Raw genomic sequence first — 24,153 nt, forward strand, 5'->3', positions numbered from 1 at the left:
GCCGGACCCGTAGCGGGTCCGGCGGCGGCACCGGGTGCGACAGGGCTCAGGGCCGAGCGCCCAGCTCACTGTGGCGCCGCCCGTAGCCGAAGTACAGTGCCAGCCCGGCCGCAAGCCAGACCAGGAAGCCCACCCAGGTGATCACCTGGAGGTTGAGCATCAGGTAGAGGCAGCTCAGCAGCGAGACCAGCGGGATGAACGGCACCCACGGGGTCCGGAAGGCGCGCGTCATCTCGGGCGCCTTGCGCCGCAGCACCAGGACGCTGGCCGACACCGCCGCGAAGGCGAAGAGCGTGCCGATGTTGACCATCTCGGCCAGCACGTCGAACTTCATGAACGCGGCCAGCCCCGCCATGATCAGCGCGAGCACCATGACATTGATCTTGGGCGTGCCGTGCCGGGGATCCACCTTGCACAGCGCCTTGGGCAGCAGCCCGTCCCGCGCCATGGCGAACAGCACCCGGCTCTGCGAGCGGAAGCAGATCAGGCTCACCGCCGCCAGCCCGACCACCGCGCCCACACTGATCACCGTGGCGAAGAACGGGTGCCCCTTGGCCGTGAAGGCATCGGCCAGCGGCGCCTTCACCGACAGCTCGGAGTAGTGCTGCATACCGGTGACCACCAGGCACACCGCGACGTACAGCACGGTGACGATGATCAGCGAGGCGATGATGCCGATGGGCATATCGCGCTGCGGCTTACGCGTCTCCTCGGCCGAGGTCGCCACCATGTCGAAACCGATATACGCGAAGAAGACCATCGCCGCCGCACTGAGAATGCCGGCCACGCCGAATGCGGTCGGGGTGATGCCGGTGAGTACCTGGAGCAGCGGGGCCTCCAGGCCGGAGACCTTCGGGGTCTGCTGCGGCTCGGGAATGAACGGCGAGTAGTTCGCGGTGTCGATGAAGAACAGCCCCGCGACGATCACCAGCAGCACAATGCCGAACTTGATGGCCACCAGGACATTCGTGACGCCCTTGGAGAGCTTGCCGCCGACGATGAGCACCGCCGCCAGCACCAGGATGAGCAGGGCCGCGGGCAGATTCACCACCGAGCCCTCGTCGCCGCTCAGCGCGGCGGGCAGGTGCAGCCCGATGTTCTCCAGCATGGACTGCAGGTAGCCCGACCAGCCCACCGCCACGACCGCCGTGGCCAGGGTGAGCTCCAGGCTCAGCGCCCAGCCGATGATCCAGGCCGGCAATTCACCGAGCGAGGTGTAGGAGTAGGAGTACGCCGAGCCCGCGACCGGAACCGACGAGGCGAATTCGGCATAACACAGCGCCGCGCAGGCACAGACCGCGGCGGCGATAACGAAGGAAAGCGCCACGGCGGGTCCCGCCATGTTCTTCGCGACCGTGCCCGTCAGCACAAAGATTCCGGTGCCCAGAATGACGCCGACCCCGAGGATCGTCAGATCCAGCGCGGAAAGATCCCGGCGCAGGCGCTGTTCTCCTTCGCCCCGCCCTTCCCTGATAGCGCGCTCCAGGGGCTTTTTGCGTAGCAGACTCACGGTGTATTTCCGAACTCTTGGTGCGGTGCGGGAACGAGTGTGCGCGGTCCCTTTGCGGAGTCTCCGTCAGAGATCACCCATCTCGCAACGGGACCCCCTCACGTCTCACATGCTGGACCGGCGGCCATGTCCCGCGCCCGGAGCGCGCCCGGCGCGGTGTGTCCAGTTCTCGCCTTCATCCCACCGGCGCGAGCGTGCTCGAATCCTCGGGCCGACGCGCCGCGCGGTGTCCTTCGCGAGCGTCCCCGACCGGGCGCGAGCGCCCTTGACCAGGTGAGACAGAGACGGAGCTCCCCGGTATGCCGACCTTCTTCGAAGAGGAACCCCAGGCGAACACCGCGAACCCCGAGTCCTCCCCGCTGCTGGCGGCCCTGAGCGAACTGGAGGAGCGCGGACAGCGGACGGCCGAGGAACTGCCGGACCCCGAAGCGGCGTTCCCGCCCGTGGACGAGTTGCGGGTGGCCGCACTGCGGCAGGCGCTGCGCACCGGCGAAACCGATGTGCTGCCCGCGGAGCTCGCCGCCGAAGTGCACCGGGTCCGCAGCAGCGGCTATGCGGAAGTACGGTTCCAGGGACACGGCGTCGAACTGGACGGCGCCCTGTGGACGCACCCCGACGACCAGCCGCGCCCGGCACTGGTCATGCCCGCCCCCTGGGTGAACAAGGGCTGGAGCGTCTACACGGGACTGGCCGCCAGGTTCCAGGAGTGGGGCTACCACGTCCTGGCCTACACCCCGCGCGGCTTCGGCGACTCCAAAGGCTATGTGGAGGCCGCGAGCGACAACGACATCGAGGACGCGGCGCAGGCCCTGACCTTCCTGCGCGACCGGGTCTCCGGCGACGTCACCGCGGTCGGATTCCTCGGCGACTCCTACGGCTCCGGCATCAGCCAGCTCATCGCCGCACGCGACACCCGGGTGAAGGCCGTGGCGGCCCTGAGCACCTGGGGCGACATGGCGGCCGCGTTCCTGGAGAACGGCACCCGGCACCTGGCCTCCGTCCGGGCGCTGAAGTCCTCCCCGCAGGACGAGCGGCTGGCCGACGAGACCCGGACGGCGTTCGACGACGTGCTCGGCGGCGGGGACATCGAAGAAGCCCTGCGCTGGGCCGCCAAGCGGTCACCGCTGCGCTGCGTGGAACAGCTCAACTCCCACAACGTACCGATCTTCTTCGCGCACGCCTGGCACGAGACGATCTTCCCGCTGAACCAGACGCTGGAGCTGTTCGACCGCCTGACCGTCCCCAAGCGCCTGCACCTGGGCATCGGTGACCACAGCGCACCGGAGTACCTGTGCCTGTCCGGCGTCCGCAGCGACCCGATCCTCAAGGACGTGCGGCGCTGGTTCGACCGCTTCCTCAAGGGCGAGAACAACGGCATCGACACCGAGGACCCGATCGTCACCGAGGAGATGTTCACCCGGACCGTCCGCACCCACGCCACCTGGGGCGCCGCCCCGGAGAACGCCGAGCGCCTGCACCTGGGCGCCCCGGAAGGGTGGCGCGGCCGGGGCAGGCTGGCGCCGCAGGAGTCCAGCGGCTGGAGCCTGCCCATCGAGACCGGTACCGGCACGGCCGCGAAGGTCGCGGACGCGGTCATCATCACCGGCATCTTCGAGCGCTTCGTCCAGCCCAAGCGGTATCTCACCAACCACTTCGACTTCGGCGCGACCCGCAACCGCGTGGCCATCTGGCAGACCGGGCCGCTGGGCCCCGGCGGCCTGCGGCTGCGCGGCACCGCGCGGCTGCGGGTGACCTACACGCCCACCACGGACCGCTCCACGTTCGTCGCGTACCTCTTCGCCGTGGACGTGACCGGCGGCGCGTACATCGTCACCCACGCGCCCTTCACCTCCCACGACGGACAGGCCGGGAACCCGGTCACCGCCGAACTCGCCTTCCAGGCAACCCACTTCTTCCTGCCCGCGGGCTGGCGCCTGATGCTCGCCATCGACACCGCCGACCCCTTCTACGACAACGCCAACGAGCCGGGCGCGACGCTGACGTTCGGCTCCCCCGCCGACCGGGTCAGCTACCTGGAACTGCCCGTCGACTGAGGCCGCCGCACCGGCGCGCCGGGGCCCGGGCTCCCGCAACCGCGGTGGCCCGGGTCCTTCGCCGCTGTGCACCGCCGCGCAGCGGCGCCCTGCGCGGCGGGCGGTGCTGCGCTCGCACGGGCCGGCGCCCCCACCCGTACGCACCGCGCAAGATCGCGTACCTGGATACTGGCTTTCATGCGCATCGATTTCGACCCCGCCACCATGGCCCGCAACGAGTTCTACCGGCTGCTCACCGCGACGGTGGTGCCCCGCCCCATCGCCTGGGTGTCCACCCTCTCCGCCGAGGGCGTCGCCAACCTCGCCCCGCACTCCTTCTTCACCATCTCCTCCGTCGCCCCGCCCGTCGTCCAGTTCACCTCCGTGGGCCGCAAGGACTCGCTGCGCAACATCGAGGCGACCGGGCAGTTCGTGGTCAACTTCGCGCCCGAGCCGCTCTTCGAGCAGATCAACGAGACCGGCGCGGACTACCCGCAGGACATCAGCGAGTTCGCGGCGGCGGGCATCGAGACCGAGCCCAGCCTGCGCGTCAAGCCGCCGCGGGTGGCGGCCGCGCCCGTCGCCTTCGAGTGCGAGGTGCACAGCACCCTCGGGATCGGCGACTCCACGCTCGTCCTCGGCCGGGTGGTGCACGCCGTGGTCTCCCCGGAGGTCATGGTCGACGGACACCCCGAGATCACCAAGCTGCGGCCGCTCTCCCGGCTCGGCAAGGACGAGTGGGGGACGCTGGGCGAGGTGCGCGAGCTGCCGCGGGTACGGTACGCGGACCGGCGGCAGGCCGAAGACGCCAAGGGCCTTTCGTAGCAAGGTGAAGCGAGGGTTTTGCGCCGTGTAGGGCTGCGGCCACTTCCGCAACACCGCGGTGTCTGAGACTCTCCAGTGCCCAGGACCGGGGCACTGGAGGTGTCATGACCGCATCCGCGCGTTGGTCGCTCAGCCGTCGGGTCGCGCTACGGGCCGCAGCCCTGGCGGCGGCCGTCGTACCGCTGTCGGTGCACGCAACGGGGACGGCCCGGGCCGCAGGCGACGGCCGGGGCCGCCGCCTGCGGACCATGTCCTTCAACCTGCGCTACGCCTCCGACTCCCGCCCCCACTCCTGGGGCGAGCGGCGTCCCGTCATGCGGGAACTGCTGCGCCACGAGTCCCCGCACCTGCTGGGCACCCAGGAGGGCCTGTACGGCCAACTCCAGGACATCGCCGAGGACTTGGGGGAGGGCTACGCCTGGCTCGGCACGGGCCGGGCGGGCGGCAGCCGGGACGAGTTCATGGCGGTCTTCTACGACGTGCGACGACTCAAGCCGCTCGAATACGACCACTTCTGGCTCTCCGACACCCCGTACGTCATCGGGTCGGCGACCTGGGGCAACACCGTGATCCGCATGGTGACCTGGATCCTCTTCCGCGACCTGCGCACGGGCGGCCGCTTCTACGCGCTCAACACCCACCTCGACCACCTCAGCCGGCACTCCCGCGAGCGCTCCGCCGCCCTGATCACCGCACGGCTGCGCGGCCTGGACCCGGCGCTGCCCCGCATCGTGACCGGCGACTTCAACGTCGCCGCACACAAGAACCCGGTCTACACCGCCCTGCTCAACAACGGTGCCCTGGTGGACAGTTGGGAGGTGGCACGGGAGCGCAGCGCGCAGTACGCCACCTTCCACGGCTACCGGCCGCTGGTGCCGGACGGCGACCGCATCGACTGGATACTCACCTCGCCCACGGTCCGCACACACCGAGCGGAGATCAACACCTTCTCCCGCGGCGGCCAGTTCCCCAGCGACCACCTGCCGGTTCAGGCGTCCTTGGAGCTGTGAGCGGACCCGCGGACGCGCAGCCCGCCCAGCAGGTCGCGCGTCGCCTCCGCCACCGCGTCCACCGCCTGGTCGAAGACCTCGCGGTTGTGCGCGGCGGGCGCCCGGAAGCCGGAGATCTTGCGTACGTACTGCAGCGCCGCCGCCCGGATGTCCTCATCGGTCACCTCGGGGGTGGCGGGCGGCCGCAGGGTCTTGATGCTTCTGCACATGGGACCCAGTGTGCGCCCCACGCGGCCCCCGGTCACCTCAGCCCGGTGACCCGCAGGGTGATGTTCAGGCGGCCGCTGCCCAGGCCGGTGGCCGGGTCGCCGGTGCCGGGCAGCACCTTGGGCACGCCGTGGTACGCGAAGCGGGACGGCCCGCCGAAGACGAACAGATCGCCGGAGGCCAGCTCGACGTCGGTGTACGGCCGACCGCGGTTCTCGGTGTTGCCGAAGCGGAAGACGCAGGTGTCGCCGATGCTGAGGGAGACCACCGGGGCGCCGGAGTGCTCCTCCTTGTCCTGGTGCATGCCCATCCGGGCCTGCCCGTCGTAGAAGTTCACCAGTGCCGCGTCCGGCGTGTAACCGGCCGCCGGCCCGAAGAGGTCCTCCCCGCCTTCCCCCGCACCGGCTTCGGCGACCGCCGCCCGCCCCAACTCCACCATCCAGTGCGGGAGTTCCAACACGCGGGCGCCATTGACGTCATCGGCGGTGCGGGAGTACGCGTACGGCCGCCAGTGCCAGCCCAGGCACACCGTCTGCACGGACATCACCCCGCCGCCCGGCAGCGCGGTGTGCCGGATGGGCACCGGTCCACGGGCCCACTGGCGGCACGCCGCCACCAGCTCCCGCTGCCGCGCGGGCCCCAGCCAGCCCGGCACATGCACCGCGCCCGGCGCCACCCGGGCCCGGCCGCGCGCCTGCGGCCCGAAGCCGGGCAGGGGGATGTTCATCGCCACCGCTCCTCACCTGCGCACAACTCCTGCATGACCACGTTACGCCGCATCGTGGAAGACCAGCCCGAGCGCATGGCGACGCCCCGTACGCACCGTGCTCACACCGTGGCGCACCGGCCCGGCGGACCAGCCGCGGGCGCCGCGCACCGGGCGGTCGCGGGTGGTGAAGACCAGGCCGTGCCCCTGGCGCAGCACCGTGGAGGTGCCCCGGGACTGGGCCCGGGGCCGCTGCTCGACGAGCAGGAACTCCCCGCCCGTGTAGTCGCTGCCCTGCTCGTCCAGGCCGATGACGACCTGGAGCGGGAAGACCAGGTCCCCGTACAGGTCGCGGTGGAGCGCGTTCCAGTCGCCCTGCCCGTAGCGCAGCAGGATGGCGGTGGGCTTGGTCTGGCCCGCCGCGTGGCACATCCGCAGCCACTCCTCAAGGGTGTCCGGCCAGGGGGCGGGCCTGCCGAGTTTGGCGGCCCAGTCGCGGGCGATGCTCAGCAGATGCGGGTAGAAGGCCGCCCGCAGGCGCTGTACGGGGTCGGGCAGGGGGCGGGCGAAGTAGCGGTACTGGCCGGAGCCGAAGCGGTGCCGCGCCATGTCGACGGTGGACCGGAAGCGGTCCGCCTCGTCGTACAGGGCGGATATCTCCCGGCACTCCCGCGCGGTCAGCAGCTGCGGCGTCAGCGCGCAGCCGTACGCGTTGAGCTCGTCGGCCAGGGCGGCCCAGTCGGCGCCGCGGACGGCGCTGTCGAGGGGGGCGTTCATCGGTGTCTCCACAAGAGCTGAGCGGGATCGGGCTGGCCTCGGGGCCGATCTCGGGGTCGGGCTCGGGGCCGGAGGGAGGCGTCAGACGAGCGTCGGCTGCAGCGCGCCCTCGTGGGTGAGCAGCGCCGTCTTGCGCTCGACGCCCGCCGCGTAGCCGCGCATCGAGCCGTCCGCGCCGATGACGCGGTGGCAGGGGCGGACCAGCAGCAGCGGGTTCGCGCCGACCGCGGCGCCCAGTGCGCGGACCTCCGAGCGCGGCACCCCGATCCGGTCGGCCAGCTGCCCATAGCTGATCGTGCTGCCGTACGCAATGGACTCCAGGCCCCGCCACACGCGCTCCTGGAAGTCCGTGCCACGGGTGGTGAACTCCAGCTCGAAGCGGGTCAGTTCACCGGCGAAGTACGCGCGGATCTGGCGTACGGCCTCGGCGAAGGCGGCGGGTGAGGGGCGCAGGCCGGGCTCGACCGTCGCCGCGCCCCTCTGCTGCGGCATGGAGAGCGAGGCCAGGGCGAGGCCGCCCGGCGCGCTCTGCGACTCCTCGCCGGTCAGCAGCAGCTCGCCGACGGGGCTGTGCAGTGTGGTGTGCAGGGTCGTGCGGTGCGGTGCCATGGACCCGTCCTCTCCTCGTTCTCCGGTCTCCCTGTTCACCTGCGAGTCTGCGCCGGAAGCAGAGCCGGTACCGGCGGGAATCGGACGTCGCGCCGGCGATCGCGGGGTACGGGGACGGGGAGAGGGCGGGCAGGGGCGATGAGGTACGGGGAGAGGCGGTACGGAGAGAGGGCAGCGCGGGGTGCGGTGCCTACCGCAGCTCGACCTCGAAGACGCTGTCGGAGCCGCTGGGCCGGCCGCCACCGGCGTCGGCGTTGGTCGTGGCCAGCCACAGGGCGTTCTTGCCCGGGACGGTCTCGACCGTGCGCAGCCGCCCGTAACTGCCGGTGTAGTACGCCCGGGGTGTGCCGGTCTCCGTACCGTCGACGGCGATGCGCCACATCCGCTGGCCGCGCATGGCGGCCACGTACAGCGCGCCGTCGGCGTAGGTGACCGCGCTGGGGGAGGCCTGGCTGACCGGCCACTGGCGCTTGGGGTTGGTCATGCCCGGGGTGGTGCAGGTGCCCTCGCAGGTGGGCCAGCCGTAGTTCTTGCCGGGCTCGACGAGGTTCAGCTCGTCGTAGCGGTTGTTGCCCAGCTCGGCTTCCCACAGGCGGCCCTGGGGGTCCCAGGTGATGCCCTGCGGGTTGCGGTGACCGTAGGAGTAGACGAGGGTGCCGAACGGGTTGCCGGGAGCGGGCTTTCCGTCGGCGGTCATCCGCAGGATCTTGCCGTTGAGGGAGGCGCGGTCCTGCGAGCTGCTCGGGGTGAGCGCGTCGCCGGTGGTGGCGTACAGATAGCCGTCCGGGCCGAACTTCAGCCGCCCGCCGTTGTGGAACCTGGCCTTCTTGATGCCGGTGACCAGCGCCTTGTAGTCGCTGAGCGAGCTGCCGTCGTACGTCATACGGGCGATGCGGTTGCCCTCGGGGGCGGTGTGCATCACGAAGATGTGGTGGTCGCTGCTCCATGACGGGGAGACGGCGATGCCCATCAGGCCGCCCTCGCCGTTGGTGGTCACGACGTCCGGGACCTTGCCGACCGCCTTCTTGGCGCCGGTGGGGGAGAGGGTGAAGACGCTGAAGGACTCGCGCTCGGTGATCAGCGCCGAGCCGTCGGGGAGCCAGCTCAGGCCCCAGGGGATGGTCCAGCCTGAGGAGACGGTCCTGATGGCGCCGGGCTCGGAGGCGGGGCTGTTGCTGGTGGCGCTGGTGGCGTCGGCGGTGGTCGCGGTGCCGGGAGTGGCGGCACCCAGGAGCAGTCCGGCGGCCAGTGCGGTGGCGGCGGCGGTCGCGGTCATGGCGTGGCGGGCGGCTCTGGTACGTGTGCGCATGGGGTCCTCCGGGTCAGGAAGGTGCGAGGCGGCATTCCCTCGGGGGCTCCCGGTCGACTTCGCCCAGGGGGCGGGTGGGGCCGGCGGGACTGTGGCCTTCGGGTGGGGGGTATGAAGGGCGGGCGACAGTGGCGGCCGGGCGGACAGGAAAGTTTCCTGTTGGTTCGGCGGGAAAATACTGCTGTGACTGCCGAGGGTCAAGAGGTTCGAAGGTAGGAGGTATCCATCGGAGGAGGCGGATGGGCGAAGCCGGTGATCCTGAGGATGGCCGTACGGTATGTGAACCGCCTTGGCATATGCGCGATGTGAAGGCTGCCCTCCTCCGCTATGCGGTGGCGACGGCTCCAATGATCGGACCATTTTGCCCACCGCCCCATTGACCGCGCCCCCGTCGGCTCGCGATTCTTCGAGACAACACGAGGCAACGCGACGCAGCATGGTGCAGCGGCGCAGCAGCGGTAGCGCGGCGCCGCCCGGGCAACACCGTCCAGGAGCGGTTCACGCCGGACAACACCGTCCAGCAGTTCACACAGGGCGGTGTGCGCAAGACAGTTCACAAGGCAGTTCACACAGGACAGTTCACGCAAAGCAGTTCACGCAAGGCCGTCCGTCCCCTGCACGACAGCGTTCATCGCACGACGTCCCCCCGTAGGGCAGTCCACCACTCCACAGCGCGCCGACGACGCCAGGCCGGCCACGCGCCGACGGTGCCGCAACACAAAGGCAGGTTCCCCCACATGAACGACGCCATCGACCCGACCCGGCCCCTGACGCAGGACCCGGCCACGGCACACCCCCGTACCGATCCCGTCGCCCCCCGCCCCGAAGCCGCGGCCTGGGTGACACCCGGCTACACGGTCGTGGAGACCGCACTCGAAGTCACCGCCTACTCCCTCGCCACCCGCTGACCGGCCCGCCATGCTGCTGCGGGTACTGGGCACCGCGGCGGGCGGCGGCCTGCCTCAGTGGAACTGCGCGTGCCCCGGTTGTGCCGGGGCACGCGCCCACCCCACCTGGCGCCGCCGCCATGCCTCGCTCGCCGTACGGGCCGCCGAAGGCCGCTGGTACATCGTCAACGCCACCCCCGACATCGCCGACCAGATCGAGGCCTGCCCCGACCTCCACCCCGGCCCCGAGCCACGGCACACCCCACTGGCCGGAGTGGTCCTCACCGACGCCGAACTCGACCACACCCTGGGCATCGCCCGCCTGCGCGAGGCGGACCGCATCGAGGTTCTGGCCACCGGGCCGGTCCGCAGGGCGCTGTGCGACCGCGCTCACCTGGACGAGATCCTGCGGCCGTACGCGCCCATCGAATGGCGGGAGTTGAAGGATGCGGCCATACCCCTGACCGGCGAAACCGAAGGAGCCGCGGCTTCCGGCGGCGCCGACGTGGAGATCGCCGCCATCCCCGTCTCCGTCAAACGCCCCCGGTACGCGGCCGAAGCCGACCCCGCCGCCACGGCCGACACCGCCCCCTGGGTGGTGGCCCTGCACCTGCGCGATCGCCGTACCGGACGCAGCGCCGTCTACGCCCCCGCCCTCGCCGCCTGGCCCGACCGGCTCCAGGAGGCCGTGTCCGGCGCCGACTGCGTCATCGTCGACGGCACCTTCTGGGACGACGACGAGCCACGCAGGACCGGAATCTCCAGCCGTTCCGCCACCGGCATGGGGCATCTGCCCATCGACGGCCCGGACGGCACCGCGCGGCTCCTCGCCCCCCTGGCCGGTACGGCGCGCTGCTTCTACACCCACCTGAACAACACCAACCCCCTCGTGGACCCCGGCGCGCCGCAGCACAAACTGCTGGCCGAACGCGGCATCGCCGTGGCCGCCGAAGGGATGGAGATCGCGCTATGAGCACGCCGCTGGAGGAACGGCTGCGGGCCGTCGCCCGCGACCACTACCACGACCGCCACCCCTTCAACCTCCGCATGCACCAAGGCGACTTGACCGCCGACGAACTGCGCCGCTGGATCACCAACCGCTTCCACTACCAGCGCCACATCCCCGTCAAGGACGCCCTGATCACCGCCAAACTCACCACACCCGCGCTGCGCCGTATGTGGCTGCGCCGCATCCAGGACCACGACGGCACACACGACGGCGAGGGCGGCATCGAACGCTGGCTGCGCCTCGGCGAGGCCGCCGGGATCGAACGAGGCGTACTGCAGGACGAGTCGAACGTCCTGCCCGGCGTCCGCCTCGCCGTCGAGGGCTACGTCAACTTCTGCCGCCTCGGCACACCACTGGAGGCCGTGGCCGCCTCCCTCACCGAACTCTCGGCCCCGGACATCATGCGCACCCGCATCGACGCCTTCGAACGCCACTACCCGTGGATCGAGCCCGAGGGTCTGGCGTACTTCCGCGGCCGCCAGAGCCAGGGCCGCCGGGACAGCAAGGAAGCACTGGCCCTGGTCCTGGAGTGGGCCAAAACCGATGACGACCGGCAACGGGCGGTAGCCGCCCTGAAGTTCAAGTGCGAGGTGCTGTGGTCACTGCTGGACGCGGTGGAACACGGTGGCGGTCCGGAGGGGGCGGCGTGAGGGGGGCCGGAGGGCGGGGGCCCGGCGCGGGGCCTGCCGGAGGTGCCGGTACGGATTGCTGTTCGGGTTCCCGTACGGACGGCCGTACGGAGGGCTGGCGTCCCGCGTTGTCGCCCGCCGTCCTGCTGCGCCACGACCGGGTACGCGACACCGACCTCCTGGTGCTGCCGGAGCGCGTCGTGGTGCTCACCGGCCAGGCGGGAGCGATCCTGCGCCTGTGCGACGGAGACCGCGAAGTGCCCGACATCATCCGTGAGTTGAGTGCTCGCTTTCCCGGAGCGCCGGTCGCCGACGACGTACCGGAGTTCCTCCAGCGGGTACGCGGGGAGGGCTGGCTGACATGACAGCACCGGACCCCGCACATCCGCCGGACCCCGCTCTCCCGCCGGACCCCGTACCCCCACCTGCCCCGCCCCGCCCCTGGGCCCTCCTCGCGGAACTGACCCACGGCTGTCCGCTGCACTGCCCGTACTGCTCCAACCCCACCGAACTCATCCGCAGATCACAGGAACTGACGGCAGATCAATGGATGGACGCCCTCCGCCAAGCGGCCGACCTCGGCGTCGTCAGCACCCACCTCTCCGGCGGAGAACCCCTCCTGCGGCCCGACCTGGCGCGGATCGTCGAGGCCGCCGACCGCGCGGGCATCCACACCCAGCTCGTCACCAGCGGCGTCGGGCTCACCGAGCGGCGGCTCGGCACCCTCACCGACGCCGGCCTGCGCAGCGTTCAACTGTCCGTACAGCACGCCGACCCCGGCACCTCCGACCTCATCGCCGGCCACCGCTCCTTCTCCGCCAAGGAGCGCGCCGCCGAACTCGTACGGGCCGCCGGCCTGCCCCTCGGCCTCAACGTCGTACTGCACCGCCACAACCTCGACGCCCTGGACGCCCTCATCGACCTGGGCCTGTCCTGGGGCGTGTCCCGCATCGAGCTGGCCAACACCCAGTTCTACGGCTGGGCCCTGCGCAACCGTGCCGCACTCCTGCCGGGACGCGAACAGCTCGACCGCGCACGCTCCACCGTGCAGCGGCGACGCGCCCAACTCCCCGACTTCGTAGAGCTGGTGTGGGTCCTGCCCGACTACTTCGACGGCGTGGCCAAACCCTGCATGGGCGGCTGGGGCGCGGTCTCCCTCACCATCGCCCCGGACGGTACGGTCCTGCCCTGCCCGGCTGCCGCCGCCCTCCCGGACCTGGACCCGCCCAACGTGCGCGACCACTCGCTGGCATGGATCTGGGACCACTCCAAGGCCTTCAACCTCTACCGGGGCGACGCGTGGATGCGCGACCCCTGCCGCACCTGCGCCCTGAAGGAACGCGACTTCGGCGGCTGCCGCTGCCAGGCCCACGCGCTCACCGGCGACGCCACCCGCACCGACCCGGCCTGCGCCCTCTCCCGGGACCACGCACTGCTCCGCTCCTTGACGGACACCACGGCCGCCACCACCGACACGACCCCCGGCCGCCCAACTCGCCAACTGGGTCACCCCCGCACTCCCACAAGAAGCCCCGCCGCGTCCCCCTGACGTCGACCTTCGCTCGCCCGTGCCGCAAAACGGCCGCGCGACCGCATCCATCACCACGCTCACAAAGCCGGCGTACGACATACGACTGTCGCCACAGTCACCCGACACCGCCCCGTACGCGGCCCTAAGATCGCCCCTCATGAGCCTTGACCGTGCCACCAGATGCCGCCACAGCATCACCCAGTTCACCCGAATACACTCGCCGCCCCCGGCCTGCTACACCTACCGCACCATCGACCAGGTCCCCGCCCACGACACAGCCCGAGCCCGCGCGATTATGCGCGAACTGCCCACGGTGCACGGCGTGCAGGAGCATTCCCCGACTCCGCGCTCGGGGAGGACGGAACCGGCTCCTACAACCTCGACCCGGTCTTCGAAGATCCGGACAGCTTGAACTGGGGCGAGTTCTCAATCTGACCGCCTGCGCCCTGACCCGCCGTGGCCGACTCGTCAACCCACAACCCACAACTCATGACGACACCGGAGGCAGCAGCACAGCATGCAGGTATACATCAGCGCGGACATGGAGGGCGTGAGCGGTCTCGTCGACGCCGAGGACGTACAACTGGGCGGCCGGGACTACGAACGCGGCCGGGTGATGATGACCGAGGACGTCAACGCCGCCGTACGCGGCGCACTCGCGGCGGGCGCGACCCGCGTTCTGGTCAATGACGCCCACAGCTCCATGCGCAATCTGCTCTCCGACCGGATCCACCCCGAGGCCGAGCTGATACGCGGTACGCACAAGGTGATGAGCATGCTGGAGGGCCTGGACTCGGGCTTCGACGCCGCACTGTGCGTGGGCTTCCACGCGCGTGCCGGGACCTTAGGCGTCCTCAGCCACAGCTACATGGGCCACGAGATCGAGGACATGTGGCTCGACGGCCGCCCCATGGGCGAGATCGGCTTCGCGCACGCCACTGCCGCTGCCCTCGGCGTGCCCGTGGTGATGCTATCCGGCGACGACGTCGCCTGCGGCGAAGTCACGGCCTGGGACCCCACGGTGGCCACCGCCACCGTCAAATACGCCCGCGCCCGCTTCGCCGCCCGCCTGCTCCCGCCCGACGAGGCACGCAAAGCAATCGAGCACGCCGCAAGCGAAGGTGTCCGCCGCGCCTACGCCCGCCCCCGCCCCACCCCGTCCGACGACCCGGCAACCCTGGCCGTCCGCTGGCAATCCTCCTCCGTGGCAACCCAGTTGCTCTCCATCCCGGGCGTCACCCTGCGCGACTCCCGCACCGTCGAGGCCACCGGCCCCACACCGGACCTCTTCCGCCTCTTCGTCGTCTTCATGCGCGTCGCCACAACCCTGACCAACCAACACCCTTACTGCTGATACCCGCACCCACCTTTCAGAGCGCGATAGGCCGATACCTCAAGGCCTCATCGACGATCTCCTCCGCAGACGCGTCCTGCCGCGCGTCTGCGGGACGGAAAATCAGGTCACTGACCCGAGGATGCACCACATTCCCCCGGAGAAGCCGCAGGTAATAGCCAATCTCCGAATCCGCACCAAGCAACCTGCGGACAATCTCGACGAGTTCGTCCCTCGTCATATCTGCCACACGAGGATGCGCCGGCCGAGCCACCTCCCTGGCCCGCCCCGCCCCGCCCCGCTCCCCGCCCAACCGCCCTCCTCCTCGCAGGCCCCGCCGCCGCAGAACCAGGCCCGGGAGAAGTACTGCCCCACCCTGGGCCCGACGTCCTGATACGGCTCCCCGCGTGGATCGGCGACGGGGGAGCGGTGACCGGCGGCGCGAGCACGGGGCGCCCCACCGTAACGGTCGGCTGCACGGCGGCGGCGACGTCGACGTCACCGCGTCGAACCAGACGATCCGATGGGGCCTGACCGCCACACAGAAGGACTGACGTAGTCCCAACGGGCTGCCGCCGGGTCCTCCGTACCGCCACACTGTGAGGTACGACTTCGCGACAACTCGCCACCGGGGGACGGATGCGGGACAACGCTTCGGTGCGAACCGACCACACGGACGGCGAGTTGAACGTACTGCTGGTCATCGCGCCCGACCCCGAACTGGACCCGGAGGAGAGCGAACAGCTGACGCGCCGCCTGCGGTACGAGATCGTCGAGCTGGACGTCGAATCGGTCCGCCCCGGGCCCAGCGGTGCTGTCCCCGACGGCGCGAAGGGCATCGACCCGGTCACCGTCGGGGCCCTCGTGGTGGCGCTCAGCGCATCCGGCGGCGTACTCACCGCGCTCGTCGAAACCCTGCGCGACTGGCTCGGCCGGCACTCCGCACGGCATCGCGTCTCGGTGACGATCGACGGCGACACGATCGAACTGGAGCGGGCGTCCGACGCCGAGCGCCGAGCACTGGTCGACGCGTACATCCGCCGCCACACCGACAGTTAGCCGTGCGCCGCCGACTGGCGCCGCTGATCGCCACGTACACCTACACGACGCGGACTCGCTCGCCGAGGCACTGCGGGATCCATCCGTCGCCGGGTCCCAGGCCACCACGCTGGTCAACGACCCCCACTGTGCCGTCGGCGAGTCCATCGGCGACTTCTACCGAGGCCGCCGCCGCGACGACGACCTGACCCAGCCGCACTCCACAACCGGCCAAGGCCCAAGGACGACGACGCCCGGCTCTACCTGACCATGACCAACACCCCACGCCACAGCCCGCTGTTCACCGCACCATCCGCCGACCAGATCGACACCAGACCATAGAGGGCCGCGTCTCGCGCCAGAAGCGGCCCATCCTCGACTGCTGCCACAGCGGCGCCATCCCTGCAGGTCGCGTCACCAAGCCCGCCGGACCAGACCCCCGCCGAGCCCACCTCGCACACCACCGCCCACCGCCACCGCCACGCCCGCTCCCCGCACACCAACGCCACCACGTACGAGAATGTCGCCATGCACACCTTCGCGGACCGGCTCGACAGCGCATGGGAATGGTGGTCCGCCGCCATCGAGGACTCACAGGAAGGGCGCTGGGTCCGCAATGCCGTCGAACGACAAGTGATGGCCGACATCCAGGCAGCCACCAGCGCCCTCCACGACGGACGCTTGCCCCCGTTCACCGACGACTCGTGGCACGTCCGCATCGGACGCATCGCCAACTGGGCCGGCGTACTCCGCCTGGCCGCCCGCGCAGGCGGCTGGGAACTCGACCCCGTCGTAGGCCACCACCCGAAGCACCCGGCAGGCATGCCCGAACTGCTCTCCGCCATCTACGCGATCGGTGAGCAGGGCGAACTATGGAGAAAGCAACTCCTGAAGGGCATGCCCCCACCGGAAGCCGAGATCGCCAAAGCCGAGACCTTTCTGACCGGCCCAGGCTCCATCGAAGACCTCGAGCAGTTCTTCTACGACTGAAAGCCGCTCAGCAGCAGACGCACGAGTCGGGGTCCGGGCTCGGGCAGCCGTCCCCGGCCTGCGCAGGAGCCGCAAAGGCGAGCCCGGTGCCCAGCACCACCGCTGCGGTCATGAGCCCGACGCGCTTGAACCACTTCATGCTGATCACCCAGCCTCTGTGTCCAATGGCTCTTCTGTTCTACCGCAGGACGGCGCGAGTCGGGGTCGGAACCAACGGGTTCCGGGCAGGCACACATGCCTGCGGTGGTCTCGGCTGTTGACCGTAATCCGGTGAGGGATTCGGCGAGGGCGTGGAGTTCGACGGCGTACTCCCAGGTGTACCCCCATCACGCGGAGCAGGGCCGCCAGAAGTGTGCGCTATCCATCCCACCGGGACATCAACGCATTGCTGCCCAGCGCAGGCTTCGGCCGAGGCACCCCGCTCTGCGCGGCACTCGGGATGCCGGGCGGCTGATGTGCGGTGATCATGATGGTATGAGCGTTCCTGTGCGTGCCGGGTCGGTGCCGGGTTCTGCGGCCCCGCTGGTGCTGGTGACCGGGGCCACCGGTTATCTCGGGGGGCGGCTGGTGCCGGAGCTGCTGGAGGCGGGGTACCGGGTGCGCTGCCTGGCCCGTACGCCCGCCAAGCTGCGGGACCACGTGTGGGCGGACCGGGTGGAAACGGTGCGCGGGGATGTGACCGATGAGGACTCGCTGCGGCGGGCCCTGGAGGGCGTACAGGTCGCCTATTACCTGGTCCATGCCCTGGATGCCGGGTCCGGTTTCGAGGAGACCGACCGGCGGGCGGCCCGCCTGTTCGGCGAGCAGGCTCGCGCCGCCAAGGTGGGCCGGATCATCTACCTGGGCGGGCTGACCCCGGCCGGGATCCCCGCGAGCGAGCTCTCGGCGCATCTGCGGTCCCGCAACGAGGTGGGCCGCATCCTGCTGGAGAGCGGGGTGCCGACCGCGGTCCTGCGGGCCGCGGTCATCATCGGTTCGGGCTCGGCCTCCTTCGAGATGCTGCGTTATCTGACCGAGCGCCTGCCCATCAGCATCACCCCCAGCTGGATCCGCACCCGGGTGCAGCCCCTGGCCGTACGCGATGTGCTGCGCTACCTCGTCGGCTGCGCCGGCCTGCCCGCACAGGTCAACCGCGCCTTCGACATCGGCGGCCCGGACGTGCTCACCTACCGCGCCCTGATGCAGCGCTACGCCGCCGCGGCCGGCCTGGCACGCCGCATCATCCTCTCGGTGCCGCTGCTCACCCCGCGCCTGTCCAGCTACTGGGTCGGGCTCGTCACCCCGGTCCCGCATGCCCTGGCCCGCCCGCTGACCGAATCCCTGCGCCACGAAGTCACCTGCCACGAACACGACATCGCCCACTACCTGCCGGACCCGCCCGGCGGCCTGACCGGCGTGGACGACGCCCTGCGCCTGGCCCTCAAACGTATCCGCGAGGCGAACGTCACCACCCGCTGGACTTCCGCCGCACTGCCCGGCGCCCCCAGCGACCCGCTGCCCACCGACCCGGACTGGGCCGGCGGCTCCCTCTACACCGATCACCGCGAACGCCCCGTGGCCGCGCCGCCCGAGACGCTGTGGCACATCATCGAAGGCATCGGCGGCACCAACGGCTGGTACTCCGCCCCACTGGCCTGGGCCGCCCGCGGCTGGCTCGACAAACTCGTCGGCGGCGTCGGCCTGCACCGCGGCCGTCGCGACCCCACCCGTCTGCGCGCCGGCGACACCCTCGACTTCTGGCGCGTGGAAGAGATCGAGCCCGGACGGCTGCTGCGGCTGCGCGCGGAGATGCGCCTGCCCGGCCGCGCCTGGCTCGAACTGCGCGCGGACCAGGACCCGGACGGCGGCACGGTGTACCGCCAGCGCGCTCTGTTCCACCCCCGCGGCCTGGCCGGCCACGCCTACTGGTGGGCCGTCGCCCCTTTCCACGCCCTGGTCTTCGGTGGCATGGCCCGCAACATCACCACCGCCGCCGAGACAGCCACCGCCCGACAACAGCCCGCCCGGTAACCGAGCCAAGGACGAGCGCCGCAGTTCGGGTGCGCCGGCAGGCCGTGCCAGCACCGGCAACTGCTCGTGGTCCGACGGCTGAGGAAGGCGCCCCATTCCCCGCGCCGAGGCGGCCGCTCCGCCTGGGGAACCGGTCCCAGCCGAGGCCAGGAGCAGGGCAAGGGCGACCTGTCGGGCCTCGACGGGCCCGTCAAGCCTCCCGCTTCGCGCCGCCTGGTGACACCGGTTCGCGCAGCCGTTTCCCAGCGAGCAAGCCTGAGGTTCACAGACCTCATTCAAGATCTTCGACAGGGTCGGACGCTCGGAATCTTCAGCGTCAGCTCCTGCATCACACGCTCGCTCATACCGGCGCCACAGGTCTGCCATCGGCATGAGCACAACCGCCTCGCTCCTCGGCGGCCACGTGAACCGTGCCCAGCGTGCGGATGCCTGTGGCGCGGCTCAGGTTGTGGTGGTGCTTCTGGTCGGTGCTGGTCGGTCGGTGGTGTCCGGGGACACTGCGGCGTGTACGGCTTGGTGGACGGCTCGGGCCAGGCGGGCGCCCCATAGTGAGCGCGGTCCGGCGAAGGTGTGGACGGGTTCTTCGGGGTGTGCGGTGCGGGCGGCGATGCATAGGGCGTCGGTGGGGGTGCCGGAGCAGTCGTGGCCGGCGTCGAGCAGGGCCTGCACCTTGGCCTCGGTGGCGGTGGCCACCGCGTTGACGAGGGCGGCGTCGGACAGGGCCACGGGGAGCGCGGCGACGATGTTGATCGTGCCGGGCGCCGGCTGCGCCAAAGTGCCCTGGGCGGGTGAGGCGGCCCATCCCCGTACCTCGATGCCGGCGGAGACCATGGCGGCGGCACCGGCGTCGTGCGCGTGCCCGTAGTGGGAGACGTCGGCGGCGGTCATCAGGCCCACGCCCGGTCCGCGGACGCCGGCGTCGTGGGCCAGTGTGGCGAGGTGCCGGTCGGGGTCGGTGCGTCGGTAGCCGTGGGCGACCTGGGCGTTCAGGACCCAGTCCCGCTCGCCGATGCCGCCGCCGAGTACGGCGCTGCTGACCATCCGCCACCCGGGTCCCGCCCGCCACAGCAGGGCGTGCAGCCGCTGCCCGTCCTCCACACGGGTCACGAGCTGCGGGCGCAGCATCCCGGCAGCAGTGCGGGGCGGGGGTATGACAGCGGTCACCGGCAGCGGCTCCTTGCGGGGAAGTGTTCCGGGTGATCGTACGGTCCGCAGGCGGCCTGACGGGCAGGGGTGCCGTCGTACGCTCGGGCGCTCCGGCGGATACAGCGCCAGCAGGGCCGGAAAGCCACTGCCCCGATGCGGACCGCATCTGCGCGGTGCGCCACCTCACGTGGCGCTCGGGCGTCCTGGACGACCTCTGCCGCCGCGTCCAGCACGTCACCTCCGGCACCTGGCGGGAACAGGCCCCGGCTGTGCGAGACGAGGCCAGCCGCCCTGCCGGCCCGCGTCGGCCGGCACGGTGGCGTGGTCGACCTCAACGATCAGCGGTTCGCCCCCGGGCGAGCCTGGACCGGATGCCTTTCGGATGGCCCGCCGGGGCCCGTGGCATCTTCACCACCTGTCGGCCGCGCGCACACCGGCCAGGGTTCAGTGACACGGACCGCGCTCGCGCACACCTTGTCGCAGAAGGGGCGGCCAGGTGCCCCTCGCCGTTGTCCTGGCCGACCCCACCGGCTCCGGCGGGACCACCGTCGCTCGGGCCCTGGCGGGCCGCGGCTTTCTCCGGCTGGCCGTGGACGAGGAAGTACACCGTCTGCACGGCAGGTACGGCGTGAACCGTCCCGAGCAGACCCACTTCGAGCGGGAACGCCTCGTGGTCGAGGTGATCCGGTGAGACCGGCGTCGTTGGCGGCGTCGGCAGCGTCGCAGGCGCCGAGATCGTACAGATCAAGGAAGACACCGAGACCGTACAGATCAAGGAAGACCAAGACGGCCGGACGGCCGATGTCTCCCTTGAAGAGATCACGAAGAGGTGATCCCCATGACCACCGCCGTGGAGCCGTGCAGTGCGGTCCAGTACTCGTCCACCGGGTCGACGGTGCCGCCGTCGGTCACCAGGCCGAGGTAGCCGTCCGGGCGGACCAGCATCAGGGTTCCGTCGGTCGCGTCGTATCCGGCACGGATGTGCCCGTGGCTGTCGATCAGCGCGTGTCGGCTGGCCGACTGGCCCGGCTGGATCACGACGTGGGCGTGGAGGGCGGGGCCGTATCGGTCGTTGAGTGCCGTGACGGTGTGCGTGTGCGCGGCGCCGAAGGCCAGGAGGGTCCAGTGCGGGCCGTGGAACAGGTCGAACAGTCGCGTCGGTCGGCCGTCGGCCGTGGTCGCAGGTGCGTCCGGTGCCCGGTCGCCTGCCCTGATCGTGCCGGGGCGGGTGCGGTCGTCGCGGGAGAGCGGACCGGTGCGGTAGTTCAGGGTGAGCCCGTGCACCTCGGGGCCGCGTACGTGCGCGTCGTCGTCTCCGCGCTGGTGTTTCTCCAACAGTGCGGTGGCGATGTCCAGTGCGGTGCGGGCTGTCGCCGTCCGCTCCGGTTCGTAGCTGTCGAGCAGGAGGCCCGGGGCGCCGGTCAGTGTGGCGGCGAGCTTCCAGGCGAGGTTGTAGCCGTCCTGGATGCCGGTGTTCATGCCCTGGCCGCCGGTCGGGGGGTGCACATGCCCGGCGTCCCCGGCGAGGAAGACCCGTTGCTCGCGGAACCGCTCGGCCAGCCGGGTGTTCGACCGCCAGGTGGTGTGCCAGGTCACCTCACGCACCAGGATGTCGTCCCTGCCGGACGACTCGGTGATCTGCCGCTGCAGGTAGTCGCGGATCGACTCGTCCTGTACGGCCGGTGGGCGCGCTGCGACGACGAACAGGTCGGTTCCGGCCAGCGGTACGGCCGAGACCCGGGCGTCACCGTTCAGCCAGATCCGGCCGTGGTCGTGGCCGAGCCCGTCCACTTGGGCGTCCGCGAACAGCATCGTGGTGGCGTCGTCGGTCTCGCCGTGGAAGGCGATGCCCAACCGCTTGCGCACCGTACTGCGCCCGCCGTCCGCGCCCACCAGATACCGGGCGCGCACGGTCTCGGTCGCCCCGCCGGCGACCAGTGTCGCGGTCACACCGTCGGTGTCCTGGGTGAAGTCGACCAGTTCGGTCGACCGCTCCACGTGGGCACCGAGTTCGGCGAGCCGCTCGCGCAGGATCTCCTCGGTGCGGAACTGGGGCACAAACCAGATGTTCGGATACGGCACGGACGGGGTCGGTTCGGCGGGCTCGCTCATCCGCCCTTCCCAGACGACTTTCTCGCCCTGGTAGGCGCGCATCACCGTGCCGAGATCTCCGCCGGCCAGGACCGGCTCGAGTATCCCGAGGTCGGCGAAGACCTCCATGGTTCGCGGCTGGATGCCGTCGGCGCGCGATCCTCCGAAGAACCGGTCCGCCCGATCGATGATGCGGCATCCGATCCCCCGCACTGCGAGTTCGCAGGCGAGGGTGAGCCCGGTCGGACCGGCCCCGGCGATCAGCACGTCGATATCCATCATGGTGCCCCCTGTATCCACTGTTCGTATGTCGTACGACTTCATCGTACGGCGTACTAACAACGCTAACGGTACAGTGTACGAATGGCAACAGCCGAGGACTCAGCGCTCATCTGGACCCGGCCGGAACCCGGTACCCGTCGGCCGAAGTTCACCCGCGAACAGATCGCGTCGACCGCGCTGGCGATCGCCGACAGCGAGGGCTTCGCCGCCGTATCGATGCGGCGGATCGCCGGCGAACTGGGCGCGGGCACCATGACGCTCTACTACTACGTCCGCACCAAGGACGAACTGATCGCGCTGATGGATGACGCGATCATGGGCGAGGTACTCATTCCCGCCGACGAGTTCCCGGCCCACTGGTACGACGCGCTCACCGCGGTTGGCACGCGCACCTGGGAGGTGCTGATGCGCCACCCTTGGGCCCTGCACTCCCTGCAGAACGTGCCAACCGGACCCAACGCCATGCGCCACTTCGAACAGTCACTCGCGGCCGTCGCCGACACCGACCTGAAGCCGGCCGCCAAGCTCGCACTCCTCGACATCGTCGACGACTACGTCCACGGCAACGTGCTGCGCTCAGCCGAGAGGTGCTCGGCCGGCGACCAGATGGACGACGAGGCGGCCGAGGCGGCCACACGCTTCGCCGAAACCCAGTTCACCACCGGGGAATTCCCCCACACCCAGGCATTGTTCGGCGGTGACGGCCCCCGGCAGGTAACCCCCCGCCTCATCGACGACCTGTCCGAACGCGACCGGTTCCGCCACGGCCTGTCCGCACTGCTGGACGGTGCGGCCGGCCGGATGGGACTCAGCCTGCCGCAACGGTGAGCACCGTGCCGACCGAGCGTCGGCCCGTTGAACGCGGAGCATGGGCCGGCGGCCTCTCGGTCCTGCTCCAGAGGCTTCCGCCTTCAGGTGACGTCATGACGCGGCTGGAACGAGTCCCGTCTCGGTGATGAATCCGTCGAGTAGGCCGGACTTGGCACTGCATGTGCTTCAGACGCGTGCGGGCCGGTGCAGCCGACTCGCCGATGCTGCACGGGGTCAGGTTGCCCAGCCAGTTCTTGAGGTGCGCCCGCACACCTTCGGCAGGGTTGAGGTCGGGTGCGTGCAGGAAAAACGAAAGACAGTCAGCCAGCTCCGGGCAGCAGACGGGTCGGCGACCGGGCCTGCGGCAGACCAGCCCGGCAAGCGAGATACGTCCCGAGTCGGCAGCGCGGACTGTGACACGGGGCGTGTGACCGCGCCGGGACCAGGTCCGTGCTTTGGGCGGCCGGAGCACTTGGCCCGACTCGTCGGCGAAGCACAGTCACGTGTCCTGGTCCCGCACCGTCTTTCCACGCGGGGCCAGCCCTCCTTGAACAGGCGGCCACCATGTCCTCGCCCTTTGCGCAGCCGGTCCTTTCTCCCACGCGGCGGCCAGCCAGACCCGCCAGCCGGGCTTCATCCGCGACGGACGCCCCGACGGCCCCTTGGACCGCAGAGCCGCCACACCACCCTCCCGCCGACGTGCATGCCAGGCATACGCCGACTTCCTGGACACCCGCAGCCGTCGTGCCGCCTGCGGCGGCGCCATCCCTCGTGCGAATAACTCGGCAGCCTGCAACCGAACCTGCTTCCTCTGAGCCCGCCGCTTCGCGGTCAGGCCACCCCTATCGGGATACCGCATGCAGCCGGGACGCGCCCACCAGCGAATTCGCCATCGCCCCAAGGCGAAAACCTCAGAAACGCCACATCATGATCAGAAACTTGTTCATGAGTAAGTGGTCGAGCGGCTACGAACTTGGCCAGCTCAACAGGCGCGTTCTGTGGATCGTGTTGGGCCGGTACTTCCACAGTGGAGTTGGCCGCGTCCACTGGGAGATTGCCGGGCGGTACTGGCTGGAGGTTACGCAGGCTCGGGGCAGCCTTGGGGCCCGGGAGTTCGCCAAGGCGGCCGAGGCCGGCTACCGGGCACCGGTGGAAGCGGGTGGCGTTACCCGGTCACAACTGGCTCAAGTGCTCAGTCACACTCGCGCCATCACCTCGTGGATCCGATCGCGGCAGGTACGCGAACGCAAAGGCGAGGACGTCAACTTGGAGTGGCGGGCGGAGTCGCTGGGGCGGGTGACAGCGATCCTGCGGCACCCCCTTGATCATTGGGTGATGCGCTGATTCTGGCTCCGTGTGAAGGACCTTGGTCGGGCTATGTTCCGGGGAGTAGGAGCATTCGCGGTATTCG

At 70.6% G+C, this 24,153-nt stretch carries 25 protein-coding genes and 1 pseudogene; 15 read left to right on the plus strand and 11 right to left on the minus strand.

What is annotated here, in order from left to right; all coding sequences use genetic code 11:
* Positions 1–46: 46 nt before the first annotated feature.
* Positions 47–1,510 (minus strand): amino acid permease, encoded by a 1,464-nt coding sequence (locus AC4IJH_RS29205; RefSeq protein WP_490854897.1) that lies wholly within the window; start codon positions 1,508–1,510, stop codon positions 47–49.
* Positions 1,511–1,809: 299 nt separating this feature from the next.
* Here AC4IJH_RS29205 and AC4IJH_RS29210 point away from each other — a divergent pair, with 299 nt between their 5' ends.
* The 3 genes from AC4IJH_RS29210 (at position 1,810) to AC4IJH_RS29220 (ending at position 5,378) form a co-directional block, all read left to right on the plus strand.
* Positions 1,810–3,564: a CocE/NonD family hydrolase gene (locus tag AC4IJH_RS29210; protein ID WP_490854898.1), complete on the plus strand. Its 1,755-nt coding sequence runs from the start codon at positions 1,810–1,812 to the stop codon at positions 3,562–3,564.
* A gap of 177 nt (positions 3,565–3,741) precedes the next feature.
* Positions 3,742–4,368: a flavin reductase family protein gene (locus AC4IJH_RS29215; RefSeq protein ID WP_490854899.1), complete on the plus strand. Its 627-nt coding sequence runs from the start codon at positions 3,742–3,744 to the stop codon at positions 4,366–4,368.
* Between the two features lie 104 nt (positions 4,369–4,472).
* A complete protein-coding gene (locus tag AC4IJH_RS29220) occupies positions 4,473–5,378 on the plus strand; it encodes an endonuclease/exonuclease/phosphatase family protein (protein WP_490854900.1) in 906 nt (301 codons plus the stop codon).
* Here the strand turns inward: AC4IJH_RS29220 and AC4IJH_RS29225 are convergent.
* The 5 genes from AC4IJH_RS29225 to AC4IJH_RS29245 form a co-directional block, all read right to left on the minus strand.
* Complete coding sequence (locus AC4IJH_RS29225) at positions 5,357–5,587, minus strand: DUF2277 domain-containing protein (protein WP_490854901.1); 231 nt, start codon at positions 5,585–5,587, stop codon at positions 5,357–5,359. The two genes, AC4IJH_RS29220 and AC4IJH_RS29225, sit on opposite strands and share 22 nt — an antisense overlap.
* A 32-nt stretch (positions 5,588–5,619) precedes the next feature.
* Positions 5,620–6,312 (minus strand): alpha-ketoglutarate-dependent dioxygenase AlkB family protein, encoded by a 693-nt coding sequence (locus AC4IJH_RS29230; protein ID WP_490854902.1) that lies wholly within the window; start codon positions 6,310–6,312, stop codon positions 5,620–5,622.
* A 42-nt stretch (positions 6,313–6,354) separates the two neighbouring features.
* Positions 6,355–7,068, minus strand: coding sequence for a 2OG-Fe(II) oxygenase (locus AC4IJH_RS29235; protein ID WP_490854903.1), 714 nt, complete (start codon positions 7,066–7,068; stop codon positions 6,355–6,357).
* A gap of 81 nt (positions 7,069–7,149) precedes the next feature.
* Positions 7,150–7,677 (minus strand): methylated-DNA--[protein]-cysteine S-methyltransferase, encoded by a 528-nt coding sequence (locus AC4IJH_RS29240; RefSeq protein ID WP_490854904.1) that lies wholly within the window; start codon positions 7,675–7,677, stop codon positions 7,150–7,152.
* Positions 7,678–7,867: 190 nt separating this feature from the next.
* Positions 7,868–8,986, minus strand: a complete 1,119-nt coding sequence (locus AC4IJH_RS29245; RefSeq protein ID WP_490854905.1) for a PQQ-dependent sugar dehydrogenase — start codon at positions 8,984–8,986, stop codon at positions 7,868–7,870.
* Positions 8,987–9,723: 737 nt separating this feature from the next.
* Between AC4IJH_RS29245 and AC4IJH_RS29250 the strand changes: the two genes are divergently transcribed.
* The 6 genes from AC4IJH_RS29250 to AC4IJH_RS29275 all read left to right on the plus strand — a co-directional run bounded on the left by AC4IJH_RS29250 (position 9,724) and on the right by AC4IJH_RS29275 (position 14,396).
* Positions 9,724–9,894, plus strand: a complete 171-nt coding sequence (locus AC4IJH_RS29250) for a pyrroloquinoline quinone precursor peptide PqqA (protein ID WP_490854906.1) — start codon at positions 9,724–9,726, stop codon at positions 9,892–9,894.
* 10 nt (positions 9,895–9,904) lie between these two features.
* Positions 9,905–10,846 (plus strand): pyrroloquinoline quinone biosynthesis protein PqqB, encoded by a 942-nt coding sequence (gene pqqB / locus AC4IJH_RS29255; RefSeq protein WP_490854907.1) that lies wholly within the window; start codon positions 9,905–9,907, stop codon positions 10,844–10,846.
* Positions 10,843–11,532: a pyrroloquinoline-quinone synthase PqqC gene (gene pqqC / locus AC4IJH_RS29260; RefSeq protein ID WP_490854908.1), complete on the plus strand. Its 690-nt coding sequence runs from the start codon at positions 10,843–10,845 to the stop codon at positions 11,530–11,532. Before pqqB ends, pqqC begins: the two co-directional genes overlap by 4 nt.
* A 107-nt stretch (positions 11,533–11,639) precedes the next feature.
* Complete coding sequence (pqqD, locus tag AC4IJH_RS29265; RefSeq protein ID WP_490854909.1) at positions 11,640–11,876, plus strand: pyrroloquinoline quinone biosynthesis peptide chaperone PqqD; 237 nt, start codon at positions 11,640–11,642, stop codon at positions 11,874–11,876.
* Positions 11,873–13,060, plus strand: a complete 1,188-nt coding sequence (gene pqqE, locus AC4IJH_RS29270) for a pyrroloquinoline quinone biosynthesis protein PqqE (RefSeq protein ID WP_490854910.1) — start codon at positions 11,873–11,875, stop codon at positions 13,058–13,060. The genes pqqD and pqqE overlap by 4 nt, the downstream gene beginning before the upstream one ends.
* 499 nt (positions 13,061–13,559) lie before the next feature.
* Entirely contained in the window at positions 13,560–14,396 is an 837-nt protein-coding gene (locus AC4IJH_RS29275; RefSeq protein ID WP_490854911.1) for a M55 family metallopeptidase, read from the plus strand.
* A 16-nt stretch (positions 14,397–14,412) separates the two neighbouring features.
* Here the strand turns inward: AC4IJH_RS29275 and AC4IJH_RS29280 are convergent, their stop codons facing one another.
* Positions 14,413–14,616 carry a bacteriocin immunity protein gene (locus tag AC4IJH_RS29280; protein WP_490854912.1) on the minus strand — a complete coding sequence of 68 codons (204 nt, stop codon included), beginning with the start codon at positions 14,614–14,616 and terminating at the stop codon, positions 14,413–14,415.
* A gap of 416 nt (positions 14,617–15,032) precedes the next feature.
* Between AC4IJH_RS29280 and AC4IJH_RS29285 the strand changes: the two genes are divergently transcribed.
* Together AC4IJH_RS29285 and AC4IJH_RS29290 are read left to right on the plus strand one after the other, a co-directional pair.
* Entirely contained in the window at positions 15,033–15,434 is a 402-nt protein-coding gene (locus AC4IJH_RS29285) for an effector-associated constant component EACC1 (protein WP_490854913.1), read from the plus strand.
* 507 nt (positions 15,435–15,941) lie between these two features.
* Complete coding sequence (locus AC4IJH_RS29290; RefSeq protein ID WP_490854914.1) at positions 15,942–16,403, plus strand: hypothetical protein; 462 nt, start codon at positions 15,942–15,944, stop codon at positions 16,401–16,403.
* A 7-nt stretch (positions 16,404–16,410) separates the two neighbouring features.
* Here AC4IJH_RS29290 and AC4IJH_RS29295 read toward each other — a convergent pair whose 3' ends face one another.
* Positions 16,411–16,551, minus strand: coding sequence for a hypothetical protein (locus AC4IJH_RS29295; protein ID WP_490854915.1), 141 nt, complete (start codon positions 16,549–16,551; stop codon positions 16,411–16,413).
* A gap of 326 nt (positions 16,552–16,877) precedes the next feature.
* Here AC4IJH_RS29295 and AC4IJH_RS29300 point away from each other — a divergent pair, with 326 nt between their 5' ends.
* A complete protein-coding gene (locus AC4IJH_RS29300; protein WP_490854916.1) occupies positions 16,878–18,413 on the plus strand; it encodes an SDR family oxidoreductase in 1,536 nt (511 codons plus the stop codon).
* A 441-nt stretch (positions 18,414–18,854) separates the two neighbouring features.
* Here the strand turns inward: AC4IJH_RS29300 and AC4IJH_RS29305 are convergent, their stop codons facing one another.
* A complete protein-coding gene (locus AC4IJH_RS29305; protein WP_490854917.1) occupies positions 18,855–19,577 on the minus strand; it encodes an adenosylcobinamide amidohydrolase in 723 nt (240 codons plus the stop codon).
* Between the two features lie 478 nt (positions 19,578–20,055).
* Here AC4IJH_RS29305 and AC4IJH_RS29310 point away from each other — a divergent pair, with 478 nt between their 5' ends.
* Positions 20,056–20,250: a hypothetical protein gene (locus AC4IJH_RS29310; RefSeq protein ID WP_490854918.1), complete on the plus strand. Its 195-nt coding sequence runs from the start codon at positions 20,056–20,058 to the stop codon at positions 20,248–20,250.
* 128 nt (positions 20,251–20,378) lie between these two features.
* On the opposite strand, the gene AC4IJH_RS29315 is transcribed toward AC4IJH_RS29310, so the two are convergent.
* Complete coding sequence (locus AC4IJH_RS29315) at positions 20,379–21,932, minus strand: FAD-dependent monooxygenase (RefSeq protein ID WP_490854919.1); 1,554 nt, start codon at positions 21,930–21,932, stop codon at positions 20,379–20,381.
* Between the two features lie 81 nt (positions 21,933–22,013).
* On the opposite strand from AC4IJH_RS29315, the gene AC4IJH_RS29320 reads away from it, so the two are divergent.
* Complete coding sequence (locus AC4IJH_RS29320; protein WP_490854920.1) at positions 22,014–22,760, plus strand: TetR/AcrR family transcriptional regulator; 747 nt, start codon at positions 22,014–22,016, stop codon at positions 22,758–22,760.
* Positions 22,761–22,853: 93 nt separating this feature from the next.
* On the opposite strand, the pseudogene AC4IJH_RS29325 reads toward AC4IJH_RS29320, so the two are convergent.
* Positions 22,854–23,601, minus strand: a pseudogene (locus AC4IJH_RS29325) (helix-turn-helix domain-containing protein).
* Between AC4IJH_RS29325 and AC4IJH_RS29330 the strand changes: the two are divergent.
* The gene (locus tag AC4IJH_RS29330) at positions 23,514–24,086 is read left to right on the plus strand and encodes a DUF6082 family protein (protein ID WP_490854921.1); all 573 of its coding nucleotides are present in this window, start codon (positions 23,514–23,516) and stop codon (positions 24,084–24,086) included. The pseudogene AC4IJH_RS29325 and the gene AC4IJH_RS29330 overlap by 88 nt on opposite strands.
* Positions 24,087–24,153: the final 67 nt, after the last annotated feature.

It is taken from the genome of Streptomyces sp. UF-297 (genome assembly GCF_058245575.1).

Excerpts from the sequence above, each read along its gene's own strand:
- AC4IJH_RS29210 (WP_490854898.1), top strand. The coding sequence starts at position 1,810 with ATGCCGACCTTCTTCGAAGAGGAACCCCAGGCGAACACCGCGAACCCC.
- AC4IJH_RS29215 (WP_490854899.1), top strand. The coding sequence starts at position 3,742 with ATGCGCATCGATTTCGACCCCGCCACCATGGCCCGCAACGAGTTCTAC.
- AC4IJH_RS29220 (WP_490854900.1), top strand. The coding sequence starts at position 4,473 with ATGACCGCATCCGCGCGTTGGTCGCTCAGCCGTCGGGTCGCGCTACGG.
- AC4IJH_RS29225 (WP_490854901.1), bottom strand. The coding sequence starts at position 5,587 with ATGTGCAGAAGCATCAAGACCCTGCGGCCGCCCGCCACCCCCGAGGTG.
- AC4IJH_RS29230 (WP_490854902.1), bottom strand. The coding sequence starts at position 6,312 with ATGAACATCCCCCTGCCCGGCTTCGGGCCGCAGGCGCGCGGCCGGGCC.
- AC4IJH_RS29235 (WP_490854903.1), bottom strand. The coding sequence starts at position 7,068 with ATGAACGCCCCCCTCGACAGCGCCGTCCGCGGCGCCGACTGGGCCGCC.
- AC4IJH_RS29240 (WP_490854904.1), bottom strand. The coding sequence starts at position 7,677 with ATGGCACCGCACCGCACGACCCTGCACACCACACTGCACAGCCCCGTC.
- AC4IJH_RS29245 (WP_490854905.1), bottom strand. The coding sequence starts at position 8,986 with ATGCGCACACGTACCAGAGCCGCCCGCCACGCCATGACCGCGACCGCC.
- AC4IJH_RS29250 (WP_490854906.1), top strand. The coding sequence starts at position 9,724 with ATGAACGACGCCATCGACCCGACCCGGCCCCTGACGCAGGACCCGGCC.
- pqqB (WP_490854907.1), top strand. The coding sequence starts at position 9,905 with ATGCTGCTGCGGGTACTGGGCACCGCGGCGGGCGGCGGCCTGCCTCAG.
- pqqC (WP_490854908.1), top strand. The coding sequence starts at position 10,843 with ATGAGCACGCCGCTGGAGGAACGGCTGCGGGCCGTCGCCCGCGACCAC.
- pqqE (WP_490854910.1), top strand. The coding sequence starts at position 11,873 with ATGACAGCACCGGACCCCGCACATCCGCCGGACCCCGCTCTCCCGCCG.
- AC4IJH_RS29275 (WP_490854911.1), top strand. The coding sequence starts at position 13,560 with ATGCAGGTATACATCAGCGCGGACATGGAGGGCGTGAGCGGTCTCGTC.
- AC4IJH_RS29280 (WP_490854912.1), bottom strand. The coding sequence starts at position 14,616 with ATGACGAGGGACGAACTCGTCGAGATTGTCCGCAGGTTGCTTGGTGCG.
- AC4IJH_RS29290 (WP_490854914.1), top strand. The coding sequence starts at position 15,942 with ATGCACACCTTCGCGGACCGGCTCGACAGCGCATGGGAATGGTGGTCC.
- AC4IJH_RS29300 (WP_490854916.1), top strand. The coding sequence starts at position 16,878 with ATGAGCGTTCCTGTGCGTGCCGGGTCGGTGCCGGGTTCTGCGGCCCCG.
- AC4IJH_RS29315 (WP_490854919.1), bottom strand. The coding sequence starts at position 21,932 with ATGATGGATATCGACGTGCTGATCGCCGGGGCCGGTCCGACCGGGCTC.
- AC4IJH_RS29320 (WP_490854920.1), top strand. The coding sequence starts at position 22,014 with ATGGCAACAGCCGAGGACTCAGCGCTCATCTGGACCCGGCCGGAACCC.